The organism is Streptomyces sp. NPDC023481 (genome assembly GCF_055560195.1).
Map to the genome: position 1 here is coordinate 172,177 of NZ_JBVHJE010000011.1, position 15,259 is coordinate 187,435.

At 68.5% G+C, this 15,259-nt stretch carries 13 protein-coding genes and 1 pseudogene; 5 read left to right on the forward strand and 9 right to left on the reverse strand.

All coding sequences use genetic code 11. From position 1 onward, the window contains the following. Positions 1–162 precede the first annotated feature (162 nt). Positions 163–1,077 (reverse strand): NADP-dependent oxidoreductase, encoded by a 915-nt coding sequence (locus ACZ3ZD_RS22285; protein WP_467399977.1) that lies wholly within the window; start codon positions 1,075–1,077, stop codon positions 163–165. Between the two features lie 377 nt (positions 1,078–1,454). Beyond that, on the reverse strand, positions 1,455–3,146 hold the full coding sequence (locus ACZ3ZD_RS22290; protein WP_467399980.1) for an acetolactate synthase large subunit: 1,692 nt from the start codon (positions 3,144–3,146) through the stop codon (positions 1,455–1,457). A gap of 178 nt (positions 3,147–3,324) precedes the next feature. Between ACZ3ZD_RS22290 and ACZ3ZD_RS22295 the strand changes: the two genes are divergently transcribed. Beyond that, positions 3,325–4,062, forward strand: a complete 738-nt coding sequence (locus tag ACZ3ZD_RS22295) for a flavodoxin family protein (protein ID WP_467399983.1) — start codon at positions 3,325–3,327, stop codon at positions 4,060–4,062. A gap of 626 nt (positions 4,063–4,688) precedes the next feature. Next, positions 4,689–4,946, forward strand: a pseudogene (locus ACZ3ZD_RS22300) (ATP-binding protein); the annotation flags it as partial. Positions 4,947–5,804: 858 nt separating this feature from the next. On the opposite strand, the gene ACZ3ZD_RS22305 reads toward ACZ3ZD_RS22300, so the two are convergent. From ACZ3ZD_RS22305 to ACZ3ZD_RS22315, 3 genes are read right to left on the reverse strand one after another with little or no spacing between them, the layout of a single operon-like run. Continuing rightward, positions 5,805–6,599, reverse strand: a complete 795-nt coding sequence (locus tag ACZ3ZD_RS22305) for a hypothetical protein (RefSeq protein WP_467399986.1) — start codon at positions 6,597–6,599, stop codon at positions 5,805–5,807. After that, on the reverse strand, positions 6,586–7,245 hold the full coding sequence (locus tag ACZ3ZD_RS22310) for an ABC transporter ATP-binding protein (RefSeq protein ID WP_467399989.1): 660 nt from the start codon (positions 7,243–7,245) through the stop codon (positions 6,586–6,588). The genes ACZ3ZD_RS22305 and ACZ3ZD_RS22310 overlap by 14 nt, the downstream gene beginning before the upstream one ends. Positions 7,246–7,256: 11 nt before the next feature. Next, positions 7,257–7,901, reverse strand: a complete 645-nt coding sequence (locus ACZ3ZD_RS22315; protein WP_467399991.1) for a TetR/AcrR family transcriptional regulator — start codon at positions 7,899–7,901, stop codon at positions 7,257–7,259. A 1,236-nt stretch (positions 7,902–9,137) separates the two neighbouring features. On the opposite strand from ACZ3ZD_RS22315, the gene ACZ3ZD_RS22320 reads away from it, so the two are divergent. Both ACZ3ZD_RS22320 and ACZ3ZD_RS22325 read left to right on the forward strand, forming a co-directional pair. Further along, entirely contained in the window at positions 9,138–9,674 is a 537-nt protein-coding gene (locus tag ACZ3ZD_RS22320; protein WP_467399994.1) for a MarR family winged helix-turn-helix transcriptional regulator, read from the forward strand. A gap of 181 nt (positions 9,675–9,855) precedes the next feature. Further along, positions 9,856–10,533 carry a hypothetical protein gene (locus ACZ3ZD_RS22325; RefSeq protein WP_467399996.1) on the forward strand — a complete coding sequence of 226 codons (678 nt, stop codon included), beginning with the start codon at positions 9,856–9,858 and terminating at the stop codon, positions 10,531–10,533. A gap of 306 nt (positions 10,534–10,839) precedes the next feature. Here ACZ3ZD_RS22325 and ACZ3ZD_RS22330 read toward each other — a convergent pair whose 3' ends face one another. From ACZ3ZD_RS22330 to ACZ3ZD_RS22345, 4 genes are read right to left on the reverse strand one after another with little or no spacing between them, the layout of a single operon-like run. After that, entirely contained in the window at positions 10,840–11,037 is a 198-nt protein-coding gene (locus ACZ3ZD_RS22330) for an SPW repeat protein (protein WP_467399998.1), read from the reverse strand. 22 nt (positions 11,038–11,059) lie between these two features. Then, entirely contained in the window at positions 11,060–11,764 is a 705-nt protein-coding gene (locus ACZ3ZD_RS22335) for a DUF4396 domain-containing protein (RefSeq protein WP_467400000.1), read from the reverse strand. A 5-nt stretch (positions 11,765–11,769) separates the two neighbouring features. Then, positions 11,770–11,910, reverse strand: coding sequence for a hypothetical protein (locus ACZ3ZD_RS22340; protein WP_467400003.1), 141 nt, complete (start codon positions 11,908–11,910; stop codon positions 11,770–11,772). A gap of 57 nt (positions 11,911–11,967) precedes the next feature. Then, positions 11,968–13,647: a chloride channel protein gene (locus tag ACZ3ZD_RS22345; protein ID WP_467400005.1), complete on the reverse strand. Its 1,680-nt coding sequence runs from the start codon at positions 13,645–13,647 to the stop codon at positions 11,968–11,970. Positions 13,648–14,031: 384 nt separating this feature from the next. Here ACZ3ZD_RS22345 and ACZ3ZD_RS22350 point away from each other — a divergent pair, with 384 nt between their 5' ends. Continuing rightward, positions 14,032–15,198 (forward strand): FAD-dependent monooxygenase, encoded by a 1,167-nt coding sequence (locus tag ACZ3ZD_RS22350; RefSeq protein ID WP_467400008.1) that lies wholly within the window; start codon positions 14,032–14,034, stop codon positions 15,196–15,198. Positions 15,199–15,259: the final 61 nt, after the last annotated feature.

Genomic DNA, 15,259 nt, shown 5'->3' on the forward strand with positions numbered 1-15,259 from the left:
GACGGTGAGGGTAACGTCCTGCCGTGGCGGCAGTGGCGCGGCCCTGGAGTGAGCAAACTTTGACAGCGCCTCCTCGGTCGCCCACCCTCAGCCTGAGGACTTCTCGATCGCGCTCGGCGGGCGCCGTGGTCCAGCATCGGGATCGGGTGGTGCCCGGTCGGGTCATCCTGGGGTGAGCACGATCTTCTTGCCGCCGGCCCGTCCGGTGACCACTCGGGCGAACGCGGCCGGTCCCTCGCTCAGCGCCAGGGGTTCCGGTGCGAGTTTCAAGGTTCCCGCGGCGGCCTGCTCCGCCAGCTGGACAAGCTGCGCGGCGTTGGGCTCGAGGTAGAGGTCCCAACTTGTGATGCCTCGTTCCTCCGCAGGCGCGTCCGAGGTCAGGGAGCAGAGTCGACCGCCATCCCGGACCAAGGGCAGGGCGGCGTCTGCCGTGCCGGTGGCGATGGTGAGTGCGGCGTCAAACCCGCCGCGTACGTTGGCCGGCCAGTTCGGGTCGTGGTAGTCGACGACCTCCATCGCTCCCAGACCGAGCAGGCGCTCTGCGGCGGCAGCAGATGCGGTCGCGGTCACCTCGATGCCCTTGGCCGCGGCGAGCTGGATGGCCAGGGCTCCGGTGGCCCCGCCTCCGTTGGTGATCAGGAGCCGCTGCCCTCGGCTGAGGTCCAGCTTCTCCAGGGCCTGCCACGCGGTGAGACCGTTGACCGGCAGCGCCGCCGCGTGCACGGTGTCCAGCCCGGGCGGGCAGGCCGCCGTGTGATCCGCGTTGATCAGAACGCGTTCGGCCCAGAAGCCGCTTCCCCCGGGCAGCGGGGCCTCGTGCGCGAGCACCCGGTCGCCTACGGCAAACCCGGTGACACCCGCGCCGACGACCAGCACTTTGCCTGCGCCCTCCACTCCCAGCGCCGCCGGGGGGCGCAGCCCCACGTCCCAGCCGGCGTCGTTCAGCAGTTCGTCCCACGGGCCGACCCCGGCCGCCTCAACCGCCACCAGGATCTCACCGGGTTCGGGAGATGACGGCTCGGGCAACTCCAGCAGGGCGACTTCCTTCTCGGCCCCGGATACTCCGCACGCCTTCACAGCAGATCTTCGTCCTCTCACTCAATCCGGCCGACCGGCAGGTGAGGGCCGGAAACCCAAACCAGGCACAGTGTCGACCTCGGGATCCCCTGCAGAGGTCGCCCGTGGTCTCAGCCGCATTGGTGTCGAGCCTATGCATCTGGTGGCCCGGGCATGTGGTCCATTTGAAGAGTGGCTGACCGGGCCAATGGTGGAATGGATCTGCACCGGATCTTGGGCCGGGTCGAGGAGTACGTCATCGTGTTCGAGTAGCGAAAGCGTCAGTCACGCTGAGGCTGCAGCGGCTCCAGGCGTTAGCCGTTGTTACTGACCTGCGGCGGCCTCTCGTGCTCCTGGCAATTGGACGGCTTGTGGTGTCGAGAACCTGGGCCGGCGGGTCAGAACGGTCCGCTGAGGCTGCCGAGCCGATCGGTCAGACGCAGGTTCTCGGTGTAGTCGACGGGGCAGGCGATCACGGAGACTCCTTCGTCGTCGAGGGCGCGGCGCAGCACGGGCAGCAGCTGGTCGGCGGACTCGCCCCGGTAGCCGTGTGCGCCGAAGCTTTCGGCGTAGGCGACCAGGTCCGGGTTGGTGAACCGAGTGTGGCTGTGGCGGCCGAGTTCGAGTTCCATCTTCCAGGTGATCAGCCCGTATTCCTCGTCCACCAGGACGAGGACGACCAGGGGGATGTGTTCGCGGACGGCGGTCTCGAGTTCCTGGGAGTTCATCAGGAAGGAGCCGTCGCCCATCATGGCCAGGACGCGCCGGTCGGGCCGGGCCAGTTTGGCGGCGATGGCGCCCGGCAGTGCGAAGCCCATGGTGGACAGGCCGTTGGAGACCAGACAGGTGTCGGGTTCGTAGGTGGGGTAGAGGCGGGACATCCACATCTTCCCGGCGCCCGTGTCGGTGAGCACGATGTCGTGACGGTCCAGGGCGGTCCGGACATCGCTCACCACACGCTGGGGCACCAGAGGGAACGCGTCGTTGTCACGCCCGTACGCGAGTTCGTCGTCGAGCAGCGTACGGATCTTCACGCTGCTCTCCGAGTCGTAGGTGAACCCTTCGGGCAGTGCCGAAGCGAGTGCGTCCAGCGCCTGTGACAGGTCGCCCTCGATGCCCACCGCGACCGGGTAGTGTTCGTCCACCTCGGAAGGGACGCGGTGCACGTGCACGATGCGCTTGTCGCCGTCGGGGTTGATCTTGGCGGGATCGAATTCCTGGATCTCGTAGCCGACGCAGATCACCACGTCGGCGGTGTCGAAGCCGAAGTTGCCGTAGTCGTGGCGCATGAAGCCGACCGCGCCGAGGGCGTTCGGGTGGCCGTCGGGGAAGACACCCTTGCCGTGGAAGGTGGTCGCGACCGGGATGTTCAACCGCTCGGCGAACCGCACGAGAGCGTCCGAGGCCCGGGCTCGCGCGGCGCCGTGGCCTGCCAGCACGACAGGACGCCGTGCCGTGGTGAGCACCTCGACCGCCCGCGCGATCTGGGTGAGTGACGGCGCGTCGGCGTGCACTGTGTCGATCTGCAGGGGCGCCGGCTGCCCGTCAGGCCGCTCCGCTTCGATGTCCTCGGGCACGGCCAGGAACACGGCACCGGGGCGCTCGCTCTGCGCGATCTTGAACGCCTTGCGTGTCATCTCGGGCACCGCGTCTGGACACTCCACGCGGGCGGCCCACTGGGTGACGGGGGCGAACATCGATACTAGGTCGATGACCTGATGCGACTCTTTGTGGGTGCGCCGCAGTGAGCCCTGGGCGGCAAGGGCCACCATCGGTGCGCTGTTCGTCATGGCATCGGCGGTGCCGAGCAGCAGGTTGATCGCGCCGGGGCCCAGCGTGGCCGAACACACCCCGGCCCTGCCGGTCAGCCGCCCGTAGATCTCCGCCATGAACGAGGCGGCCTGCTCGTGGCGCACCAGGATGTACCGGATCCCGGAGCCGCTCAGAGCGTCGACGAAGCGGATGTTCTCCTCGCCGGGGATCCCGAAGACGTACTCGACGCCTTCGGCTCGCAGACAGCGCACCAGCAGGTGTGCCACGTCGTCCGATGCTGCCGTGTTCCGCGACTCGGTCGCGCCTTCGGTGCTCATGAGGCGAACGTAGGTACACGTGCGTGCCCGGGCCACTCGTCCGCCGCCGACCGGGGGCGTGGACCGCTGTGGCCGTTCGGAGGTGTTGTGGTGGCGTGTGCCGCGGTCCGACCGCACGCTGGCGAAGTGAGGACGAGCCGCCTTTCACAGAGCGGCGGCAGAACCCCGGGAGGCTCATGTGACCGCTTCGTCGCCCGAAACCGACGTGCCGCCGGCCCGGTACGACGACCTGCGGGCCTTGGTGATCAACTGCACCCTCAAACGCTCACCGGAAACGAGCAACACCCAGGGACTGATCGACCGCAGCACCGCCATCATGGACGCACAGGGCGTGCACGTCGACGTCGTACGGGCGGTGGACCACGACATCGCGACCGGTGTGTGGCCCGACATGAGGGAGCACGGCTGGGAGAGGGACGCCTGGCCGGACCTCTACCAGCAGGTCCTGGCGGCCGACATCCTGGTGCTGGCCGGCCCCATCTGGCTGGGCGACAACAGCTCCGTGACGAAGCAGGTGATCGAACGCCTCTACGCCTGCTCCAGCCTCCTCAACGACGCCGGGCAGTACGCCTATTACGGCCGCGTCGGCGGCTGCCTGATCACCGGCAACGAGGACGGCGTCAAGCACTGCGCCATGAACGTCCTCTACAGCCTTCAGCACCTGGGATACACCATCCCTCCCCAGGCGGACGCCGGATGGATCGGCGAGGCGGGCCCGGGCCCCTCGTACCTCGATCCGGGATCGGGCGGCCCGGAGAACGACTTCACCAACCGCAACACCACCTTCATGACCTGGAACCTGCTCCACCTGGCCCGGGCGCTGAAGGACCTGGGCGGCATCCCCGCCTACGGCAACCAGCGCACCGCGTGGGACGCCGGATGCCGCCGGGACTACGAGAATCCCGAACACCGGTGACGTGATGCCGAGGGAAACCGGCGGGCGGCCGTCGGTTTCGGTCCCGCCCATCGGGTCCCAGCGTCGGGCACCGGGCCCGAAGCGTGCCCGGGAGTGGCCCAAGCGTGTGCGGACGGGTGGGACGGCTGCGGTGGTGTGGGTGATCGTCCATGGCCGAGGGCGGTGCACCGCCTCCGGCTGCTGCCCCCGCCCCCGGGGCCGTGCCTGCCGGAGTTCGGGCGCAGTCCGATCCGCGGGCTCGGGCTGACCTCGGTGTTCGGCTGATGCTCCTCGACCGGCTGCCGGCAGAGAAAGGCTGGCAGCCGGTTCTGCTGATCGACGGCAATATCAGCATCGGAGGAGATCCTCGTAGCATGCTGCAGCGCTGTCGCGGGCTCATCTCCCCGACCGGGCGGCTTGTCGTCAAGGCTGATGCCATGACGTCGCAGAACGGCGCACGGCTCGTCCGAAGGACCTTCAGGGCCGTGGTGGACCACCCTTTCCCCTGTGCGCGGCTACTTGGCCAGTGGACGAGCGGGCAGCGGCGTTGCGTCGTCCGGCTAACCGCAGATCATTCTGGGCCCTTGATCGCGCTGCCCATGCCCAAAGGATCGAACCCCCGTGCCTGATTGCCGCGATGTAGGTCCGCTGAACTGGTGACCAACGCGATCCGCCATGTGACCGGGCCGGTCTGCCTGCGCCTTATCCGGGACCGCGGCCTGATCTGCGAGGTCCCCGATGCCAGCAGCATCTCGCCCCGCCTGCGTCACGCGCGGACCACCGACGAGGGAGGACCGGGCCTGTTGATCGTGGCCCACATGGCCCGCCGCTGGGGCACGAGGTGCACGAAGACCGGCGAGATCATCTGGACGGAGCAGGTCATTGCGGCTGACGCGTTCGGCTAGCCTGGCGGGCGGATCCGCCATCGCCGCGCAACGTGGATCTGATGGCTCTGGCGGGCGGGGCAGCGGGGCGACTGCCTGCCGTCAAGGTGGTAGACGGGAGCGATCCTGTCACGCTCGTCCACGATCATGTCGATGTCGTATGTGCCGTCCCAGCCATGTCTGCAGTCGAGACAGAGAAATGAGCAAGGGATGCAACGGGCGTGCTCCGCGTTCATGGCTGACCTTCTGAAACATGGCACTGTGCTCAGCCGCAGTGGTGTGGGAACGGTGTCTCCCCGCCGGCCTCGGCGCGGAACCGCCCACACTCGTCCAAGAGTGCCGCATCCGGGACCGGATGGTCGCTGGTGCTCCAGCCAGGACAACGCATCCAGGGGCTCGGCCGGCAGGTGTCCGTGTTCTCCATTCTTTGCACTGCGCAAAGCTCGGGTCAAGGAGCTACGTAAATGGCCCGCATGTGACAGCGATGCGGGCGCAGGCCGAGTGAGGGGCGGACCGGCCGCCAGGGGTACCCGTCCGGACCGGCCGTCGGCCGGGTCGGCACCCCTGAGTGTCATGGCGTGGCCCGCATGGCCTGTCATGTCGGCCATGGTCCGTGCGGCGTGGTCGACGGGGAGGGCTCGTACGGGATCGATGTGTGCCTGTCATAGGAGTCAGACGTACTGACCCGGTGCCGTACAAGAGATAGCCGGCCAGTGCCACCGTATGGCTCGAGCGATCGGCCGGAGCACCGGTCGTCGTGCCCTGTCTCAGGGAGAACCGCAGGTGCAGCCCTGCCTCACCGGCCAGCAGAGTGAGCAGGATGCCGGGCAGGGAACGCTCACGTCCGGGCCATGAGCATTGCCCTGGTCGAGTGTGTGGTCACCTGCCTATGCGCTTGCGGGTCCGGATTCGGAAGAGGACCAGCCCTGCCGTGCAGAACGCAGCGGCCCACCCAAGTCCCAGCGCGAGGTGACCCCACAGGGCCGTGTGGCCGAATGCCCCGCCGACGGCGAACTGCATGGGGCCGAAGGACGGAAACCATTGCAGGACGGGCTTGTTGGCGAGCGGGTTGCCAAGTGGGTTCTGCAGGAAAGTGTCCATCAGCCCACCCATGATGATGAGGAAGAAGCCTTCCAAGTCTCGTTTGACCAGGACACCGAGGAGGAGGCCGAAGGCGCCGTAGGTGAGGGCGATGAGCGCGAACCCTGCGAGTACGGCGAACCAGCCGGCCCCCGTAGGCCGCCAGAAGAACAGGATGGCGAGTGCGGTGTAGAGGGCGATCGCGGTGGCGACCACCATGACGGCGAGGGCCTTGGCGCCGATGAGGGTGGACTGCCGGTATCCGGCGAAGACGAGCCGCCGGTCGAAGGCGAGTGCCTTGCGCACGGCGTCGAAGACGACGAATCCGGTGATCATCGTGACGGAATTGAGTCCCGCCGAGATCAGGGTGAGGTGGCCGCCGTCGATGCGCAGGACCTGCCCGGTCGCGTACAGCTTGAAGTCGAGTGCCTCGCCCGAGGCCATGGCGTTCATCACCAGGTACCAGACGGGCACGAAGACCAGGAGCAGAAGTCCCGCGAGCCGGTTGCGGGTCTGGTCGCGTACGGAGAAGCGCAGCGCTGTGGGGAACGGGCTGTAGACGGATCGGGTCGGTGACGTCTCAGGCGCCGGCATGGTTGTCCTCCCGGGAGGATGCGCGGGGGGTGAGGCGGCCGTCGTTGAGGTCGGCGAGCACGTCGAACCGGTCCTGCTCGAAGACGAGGTGGGTGATGATCACGACGGCCCTGTCCCGGGCGCGCAGGTCCTCGACCAGGTCCCAGAACCGCAGGTACGTCTCCCAGTCGAAGCCTTGGTACGGCTCGTCCAGGAGGAGGACGTCCGGGTCGTGCAGCAGGGCGAGGGTGAGGTTGAGTTTCTGCCGGGTGCCGCCGGACAGCTGTCCGGCGGTCGACCGTGCGTATCGCTCGTAGCCGAGGAGGCGGACGAGTTCGTGGCCGCGGTCCAGATCGGGCAGGCGGTGAGCGGCGGCGAAGTAGCGCAGGTGCTGCTCGACGGTGAGTGCCGTGTTCAGGACCGGTTCCTGCGGGCAGTAGCCGAGAGTGCCGGGCACTGCGAGTTCACCGCGGTCCAGGGGCAGGACGCCGGCCAGTATCTTCAGCAGGGTCGATTTGCCGGCGCCGTTCTCGCCGACGACGGCGACGAGTTGCCCGGGCCCTACCGTGATTTCGGCACCGCGCAGGACAGGGTGCTTGCCATAGGACTTGTGGACGTCGGTGGCCCGAAGGACGGGCGCTGGAGCGGGTGTTGAGCCGGGCGCCATGCGCGGTCTCCCTATGGGGTGTCTCCTTGTGGTGGGGGTGGTGCCGCGTTCAGTCCGCCCGCGTAGATGCTGAGCATCTCCGGCGCCCACCGGGTCATGCCCTCGGCCGACAGAGGGTCCATACCGAGGACTTCGGTGAGACGGCCGCGCAACAGGAACAGCGCCAGGTCGTTGGCGAGGAGCACGGCGGCGCGCACAGCCGGATCGCTTCCCGGAGCAGCCAGCCCCGCCGTGGCCAGCCCGTTCAGCGCGGCCCTGCTCAGGTCGTACAGCCGCCGGAAGAGCAGCCGTCCGGCATCCGTCTCGGACAACAGGAGCCGGCGCAGATACGTCGGCAGGGGAGAGTCGTCGGGAAGGTGCCGGGCGAACGCCTCGCTCAGCGAACTCGCTCCGGCTGCGGGGTCGAGCAGCTTGGCTCCACCCTCACCCGTGAGCTCACCGAGCATCGCCTCGAAGACGTCCAGCACGTACTGGTCGACTTCCTGACGCAGTCCCTCTTTCGAACCGAAATGGTGCACGACCAGACCCGGCGAGACACCTGCGGCAGCGGCGATCTGCCGCACGGTGACCGCCTCCGGCCCGTGTGCAGCGAGCAGGCGCAGGGCCTCGTCCCGGATGACCGCTCGCGTGGTCCGATCGTCGGGGATTGAACGCATGTACAGCATGCTAAACGAGCGTTCAACCCTTGTCCATGGCGTGAACCCGATTGGCACGGCACTGCCGCATACCGAGCCGGTGGCGGCGACACGAGCATGGCTCAGGGGGGTGGCATGGGCGGTGAGGCGGTCTCCTCGATGCCTCGCGCTGGCGATGCCTTCTCGCTCCGCTGTGAAGCACTTTCGCCAGTCGCGCTGTCGGCTCGTACTTGGGCAGATGGGAAAGAGCTCCCAGGGCCGTGATGGACGCGGCGACGGTATCGAAAACGCGGCCCACGCGTCGGTGCCCGGCCTGGCTTTCCATGTCGGCCAGGGACTCCCGTCCAGCGGTCTTCCAGTTCCCATAGCTCGCCGACCGCTGCGGTCAGGTCTCGTTTGGGTTCGTCCGGGACTTATCGCATCGAGGAATTGCTGTCCCGCGCGTCTGGCATGAGCGGAAGTCCTGCTCCGCCGCTCACCTGTCTGTTGGCGCCGGACTCCTCGTTGATCACCGTCTCCCTGCTTGCCGTGATCGGTCCCGATTTGTCGGGTGCGTGCCTGGCGGGGGCCTGTCGGCGGCCGGCGTCGCTCCATCGCGATGACGCTTCACTCCATGGCGCCGTGCAACCTCCGACGGCCGACTAGGCCCCCATGCAAGCCTTGCATGATGCAAAAAATGACGCCAGTGTCTCGGCTGGGCGTGTAAGGCGGCAAGGCGGGTTGGCCGTGCCCGTCATGCCAGCGGGGAACCGGTGCCGGTGTCCAGCCGAACGAGGGGTATGGCTCTTCCTTCCTTCCTTCCTGCCTGGACCCGACCTCGCCGCCGTCCGACGACAACTCCAGGAGCGCACAGGCTGCGCGTGGTTCGGGAGTGCCGGGGGCGCGGTGCAGCATGATGTCGGCGCCTTCGGTCGAGGCGCGTATCGGAGGGGGGCCTGTACGAGGTGGTGGCCTCGCCGCACGGGATCCGCGCGATCGCGGGGGACGTGCAGGGCAGGGGCTGGCCGTGGCGGAGGCGGCCGCCGTCGGCTGTACCCGGGCGGCTCCTTCTATCCGCTCGGTGACCGGGCGGGCCTGCTGAAGGAACCGGATGCGGATCGTGCCCTGGAGGCGCTGCGTGAGGACTTGGTCCGGCATGCCGCCGGGCCGCTCCATGACGATGCCGCGATGCTTTTGCTCCGCTATCACGACCATGCGGGATGAATGTCTGTTCGTATGAAGGGCAAGCGGGCCGCTTCGGCACGGTAGAAAGGATGTATGGCGGAGCAGCAGACCCCCAAGGGTGCCTTGGACGACGTAGATGCGGTTACCAGAGCGGTGCTGACCGCGTCGCGCCTGTTGGTGGCGGTCTCCGCCCGATCGTTGGCGGCGGTGGAGGAGCGGGTGACCGTCGCCCAGTTCCGGATGCTGGTGGTGCTGTCCACCAGGGGGACGACCAAGCTGGTCGAGCTCGCCGAGTTGCTCCAGGTGGCACCTTCCACCGCCATGCGCATGGTCGACCGGCTCATCGCCGCCGGGCTTGCCGACCGGCAGGCCAATCCCGTCAACCGTCGCGAGACCCTGCTGCGGCTGACTGAAGAGGGCCGGCGCACCGTCGAGGAAGTCACGGCCCGGCGGCGCGCCGAGATCGCCGCCATCGTCGAACGACTTCGCCCGATGGAACGGCTGGCGCTCGTGGAGGCGCTCAACGCCTTCAACGAGGCGGGAGGCGAGCCTCCGGCACCGGGAGCGGACGATCCGGAGCCGCACCCGCTCGGCTGGATCGTGGACGGAACACTGGCGCACGACGCCTGACGGGGCGCGGTAGGCCGTGAACTACCTTCAGGGGCTCCCTATCTCTGCCTCCCTCACGTTTTGCATAATGCAAGCGAACTGGAGGAGCGTCGGCGGTCGCCGATGGACAGGGACAAGAATGCGGGGTGCGGCACGCATGCGCCGAAGGCGTCGGCCCTCGTCCTCCGCTGAGTCACACCTCATGTCGCATGTGCGCACCACGGTGTGGGGGCCGGCCGAGTTCATCGGGCTGCCGCCCGGATGGCTCGTCGCGGAAGGCGTCCTCGCGGGGGCCGTCGCCACCGCCGCAATCGTCGGAACGGCACTCTTCGGTGCCTGGTCGGTCAGACCTTCGCTGGCCGACGGCGAAGCAGGGCTGGTGTGCGGGGTCGCGCTGGCCCTCTATCTGGCGTCCGTGGGAGCCGGCCGCGCACTGGTCGGCATCACCGCCCTGCTCGGCGTGTGTCTCGCGCTTCAGGCGCCGCAGGCAGCCGCTGGTGTGGTGCTGGCTGAGCGCGGGCGGGTGCAGCCGGTGGTGGTGACATCGGTCGACGACGGCCAGGCGGCGAACGGTGGTCACGGCCGCGGCCGCTACCTCCGCTCGGTGGTGGACCACGACGGCGTCCCGTTCAAGACTCGGATCTGGCGCGGCTGTGGCGAAGCGACGCGGCCGGGAGATGCGCTGGCGATCGTCTACGACCCCGAAGGGCGGGTGCCGCCGCGTGGCGTGGCCGGAGGGCCGGGACCGCTGCGGGACCTTGTCCCGTGGAGCATGGCCCTCATGGCCGCGAGCGTGACCGCTGTGGTGCGCTCCTACAGGCTTTCCAGTCCTCCCGACGTTCCCCAGGTCAGCGAACGGCGCCCCACGGGTCGCCGCTGATCAACCTTCGTCGGGATGGTGGACGGCGCGGGCGAGGCTGTGTTTGTCGGCATTTCCCGGGGCGGGTCGAGGGCTACCACGGGTGCCCCCGGTTTGCGTCATGCGGCCTTGGGTGGGCCCGCCTAGTGTGAGCCGGGTCGGCTGCCCTACGCCCTGCACGGATGGTGCCGGAATCAGATTCTTGCGATCGGCCCCATCAGGCACGTGATGCTGCCCGTCAAGCTGTTGCTCGCCACGATCCTGGGCGATACGCCGTGGGATGCGGTCACGACCGATGGCCCAAGGAGGAACCAAAGGCCAGGGGTGTCATGGTTCAAGCGAGTCGGTTATACGCGGTTCAAGCGAGTCGGTAATACGCGCCAGGGGAATTCCGAAGGCAAGAACCGTGACGGCGAGCCCACGATCAGGTTGTCGGCCGTCAGGTAGGGGGTTGATCCTTGCGAAGTAGATCACCCATGGCGAGACAGCCGTGTAGACGCCGGTCAGCAGGATGAGCCAGTCCACCGCATGAAGATGCCGGTCCCAGTCACATCCGTTCCTTCCAGCCGGCCCGGACCAGCCAGCCGTTGACCGGCCAGGCCGTGAAGAATCCAACGATCATGGCGACCTGCATCAGGAGCCAGTATGCGGCCGTGGTCTTGGCCAGCCCGGGCGTGAAGAGAACCTCCTGGTAGGCCCACATGCCGGCGAACAGGCCAACCTGGAACGCCAGAATGGAGAATGTGTCGGCCTTGACGGCGGCGAAGAGCCCCTGGGCAGGCCCGACGTCGCGCATGGGGACGATGGTGAAGTGCTGGAAGCCGATGCCCAGCAGCCAGGCGAAGGCGAAGTCCAGCAGGAAATCGGCGTACAGCGGCTTGCCGGCGATCGTCAGACCGCTCGCCCGTACCAGCCATTCGCCCGCGATGTCTCCCAGGACGCAGCCTGCGCCGCAGTGGCTGATGGCCTTCGCGGAGGTGACCCAGCCCGGCAGCTTCTCCGGATCCGGCTCACCCTGCTCCTCGATCACTGGCAGGGACGTACGCCGACCGTGGCGGACGTAGAACCAGAGCGCGGCGGGACCCCAGTACAGAGCTGTGATCGGGTACACCAGGTGCATGATCCACATGCGCTGCCGGTATCCGCGCAGTGTCATGTCCCCCACGATGGCCAGGGCGCTCGCCCCTGCCACCGCAAGACTGGCCCAGCCGAGCGCCTCCAGCCAAGGCGGGGGCGGGTGGTGTGGCTCCACTGCCGTCACCTCTCGTGCAGCCGCGCCGACGCCACGCGCCCCGGTCGCATGATGCGGATCTTGCGACCCTCGCAATCGGGGCAGCGCGGCGACTGCAGCGGTGAAGGCACGAGCTTGCCGCCGAGTTGGTAGACGGCAATATCCATTTTTGCACGATGCAAAAGAGTTCTCGGGCGTGGATAGCAACATCTGGGGAGGCGAGTTCAGGTGGTCGCATGTACCGCGCGAAGTGCGCTCTGGTGGCTGAGCCATCCCACCGGCTTGCCTCGCTCGGAATCCAGGACGGGTACCCCGGTCCCGGCGGCCGACAGCAGGGCGTGCAGGGCCTGGGCGAGGGACTGCTCCGTCGTGACGGTCGTCGGTGGCGCGGCGAGTTGCTCGACGGTGTGCGGCGCGGCGTCCGGTTGTTCTGCGAGGGCCTCGGCCACTGCCTGGGCCGTGACGACGCCGAGGTACTCCCCTGTGTCGGCGATGACCGGGAGGGCGCCATGGCCGGAGAGGATCAGAAGTTCTGCGGCGTCCGCCAGGGCCGTGGTCGCGGGCATGGGGGAGGGCAGCGGTTCCATGACGGCACCGACGTGCTGGGTGCCGAGGGCCGCTCCGGGGGCGGGTCCTTCGAGGTCGATGCCGCGGCGGCGCAGCTTCAGGGTGTAGATGGTGTCGCGGGAGAGCAGGCGGCTGGTGGCGGTGGCCAGCACGATGGCCAGCATCATGGGCAGGATGATCGAGTACTCGCCGGTCAGCTCGAACAGGATGACCACGGCGGTGATCGGTGCCCGGGCGGCTCCGGCGAAGGTGGCCCCCATGCCGATCAGGGCGTACGCGCCCACAGCGCCGGCGGTGCCGGGCAGCAGATGGTGGAGGCCGATGCCGTACGCGGAGCCCAGCATGGCACCGATGAACAGGCTCGGCGCGAAGACACCGCCCGAGCCGCCGATGCCGATGGTGAGGCTGGTCGCCAGCATCTTGCCGGCCAGCAGCAGGAGCAGGAAACCGACGGCGTAGCCGCCCTCGGTCGCCTTCTCCAGGACCGGGTAGCCGACGCCGTACATCTCCGGGAGCGCCAGCAGCACCAGGCCGAGCAGCCCGCCGCCGACCGCGGGGCGCAGCCATTCCGGGCCGCGCCAGAGCCAGTCGCAGGCGTCCTCGATCAGGTAGAGGAAACGGGTGAAGCCCATGCCGACGAGGGCGGCGACGATACCGAGCAGGGCGAAGAAGCCGTACTGGGCGAGATGGTCGACGTGGAAGGCGGGCAGGGCCAGGAAGGCGACGTCGCCGAAGGAGGCGCGGCCGATGATGCTCGCGGTGACGCTGGCCAGCACCGTCGCGCCGAACGCCTCCGCCGAGAAGGTGCCGAGGATCAGTTCCATGGCGAAGAAGACGCCGGCCAGGGGAGCGTTGAAGGTGGCCGCGATACCGCCCGCCGCGCCGCAGGCGACCAGCAGCTTCGTGCGGCCCTCGGCCGCCTTCGTCACGCGGCCGAGGGTGGAACCGAGCGCGGAGCCGATCTGCACGATCGGGCCCTCGCGGCCGACCGAGCCGCCGGATCCGATGCACAGGGCGGAGGCGAGCGTCTTGACGACGGCGACCTTCGGGCTGATCTTCCCGCCGCGCTGGGCGACGGCCAGCATGACCTCGGGCACGCCGTGTCCGCGGGCCTCCTTGGCGAAACGGTTGACCAGCGGGCCGTACAGCAGGCCGCCGATCACCGGGACGAGCAGCACGAAATACGGGCCCAGCCACGGGATGTGCGGATTGCCCTGGCCGGGGGAGGCGGAGTAGTCGTTGTGCCCGGACAGCAGGCGGGTGAAGGTCTTGATGCACCAGCGGAAGACGACCGAGCCGACGCCCGCACCAGCACCGACCACCACGGCCAATGCCATGACACCCCACGAGGCGTTCCGTAGTCCCGCGAGCCGTTGCGCGGGTTCGGCCCCGCTCGCTGCCGTGATGGGTCCTCGTGTTCTGTCCCTCGTCGCCGGTATGGCAGTCATTCATTTACCCCTTCCTACATTTGCATTATGCAAAACAAGTCAAGAGGGCGCTTTGTCTGTCCACCCATCGGGACCGGAGGGTCGCAGGCAATCGCAGCCTCGCGATGGAGGGGGGTCAGGGAACACGTCAGGGTCGGCGATCGCTGCCCAGCACGCGCAGGCCCTTGCGAACAGGATCGCTACTCGTCTTGACGCGCTAAGCTTTGCATAGTGCAAAATAGGGGCGGCCGGTAGCTTGCTGAACGTGCCTGAGCATGAAGGTGGTGTGTGCCGATGAGGGTCGTCATCTGTGGGGCCGGTATCGCGGGGCTCGCCCTGGCCGGCCGTCTGCACAACGTGCTCGGCTGGGAGGTCGTGGTCCTGGAGAAGGCGCCACGGCCCCGCACCGAGGGCTACATGATCGACTTCTTTGGGCCCGGATACGACGCGGCGGAGGCCATGGGGATGCTGCCATGGCTGGATGAGCTCAGCTACCCGGTCTCGGAAGCTGCCTTCCTGGACGGGGACGGACGGTGCCGTGCCCGGCTCCCGTACGGCCGGTTCGCCCGTTCCGTGCGCGGCCGGCTGCTGAGCATCATGCGGCCCGACCTCGAACTCGCCCTGCGAGAACGCCTGTCGTTCGCCGTCGGCCTGCGCTTCGGCGTCGGCCCGGCCAGTGTGGACGCACGGCCGGGTGGAATCCACGTCACCCTCACCGACGGCAGCGGCATCGACGCCGATCTCCTTGTCGGTGCCGACGGCCTCCACTCCACGGTGCGCACCTTGGTCTTCGGCGAGGAACACCAGTACGTGCGATACCTCGGCTACCACACGGCCGCATTCACCTTCCACGACCCTGAGGTGCACGAGCAGCTCGGTGACCGGTTCTGCCTCACCGACACCGTGGGCAGGCAGATGGGCCTGTACGCGCTGCGCGACGACGAAGTCGCCGCCTTCACCGTGCACCGGGCCGCCGATCCCTCCCGCCCCGGCGACGCGCGGGACGCCCTGTGCCGCGAGTACGGCTCGCTCGGCTGGCTCGTGCCCCGCGCCCTGGCCCAGTGTCCTCCGTCCGCACAGATCTACTACGACCAGGTCGCGCAGATTGATCTGCCCAGCTGGAGCCACGGGCGGGTCGTGCTGGTCGGTGACGCCTGCCAGGCTGTGTCCCTGCTCGCGGGGCAGGGCGCCTCTCTGGCGATGGGCGGTGCGTATGTGCTGGCCGACCAGCTTTCCCGAGCTTCCCGGATCGAGGACGCTCTGCACGCGTACGAGCGGCTGTGGCGGCCCGTCATCAAGAACAGGCAGCGCGTCGCCCGCAGAGCCGCGCGCTGGTTCGTCCCCGAATCATCGCGGCAGGTGCGCGCCCGCCGGGCTGCCTTGCTGCTCGCGGGACTCCCTGGCGTGGGGCGTCTCGTCGGTAGCACGCTTGCCGGTAGGCGACAACTCTCCTTGGGGTAATCCGCCGTGGTTCCGGCCTGAGTGAGCGCGGCGCCGGTCGTGGGCGTCGCGCACAGCTGCG

Coding starts and splice junctions, on each gene's coding strand:
- ACZ3ZD_RS22290 (WP_467399980.1), bottom strand. CDS start 3,146: ATGAGCACCGAAGGCGCGACCGAGTCGCGGAACACGGCAGCATCGGAC.
- ACZ3ZD_RS22305 (WP_467399986.1), bottom strand. CDS start 6,599: ATGCCGGCGCCTGAGACGTCACCGACCCGATCCGTCTACAGCCCGTTC.
- ACZ3ZD_RS22310 (WP_467399989.1), bottom strand. CDS start 7,245: ATGGCGCCCGGCTCAACACCCGCTCCAGCGCCCGTCCTTCGGGCCACC.
- ACZ3ZD_RS22315 (WP_467399991.1), bottom strand. CDS start 7,901: ATGCGTTCAATCCCCGACGATCGGACCACGCGAGCGGTCATCCGGGAC.
- ACZ3ZD_RS22320 (WP_467399994.1), top strand. CDS start 9,138: ATGGCGGAGCAGCAGACCCCCAAGGGTGCCTTGGACGACGTAGATGCG.
- ACZ3ZD_RS22325 (WP_467399996.1), top strand. CDS start 9,856: ATGTCGCATGTGCGCACCACGGTGTGGGGGCCGGCCGAGTTCATCGGG.
- ACZ3ZD_RS22340 (WP_467400003.1), bottom strand. CDS start 11,910: ATGGATATTGCCGTCTACCAACTCGGCGGCAAGCTCGTGCCTTCACCG.
- ACZ3ZD_RS22345 (WP_467400005.1), bottom strand. CDS start 13,647: ATGGCATTGGCCGTGGTGGTCGGTGCTGGTGCGGGCGTCGGCTCGGTC.
- ACZ3ZD_RS22350 (WP_467400008.1), top strand. CDS start 14,032: ATGAGGGTCGTCATCTGTGGGGCCGGTATCGCGGGGCTCGCCCTGGCC.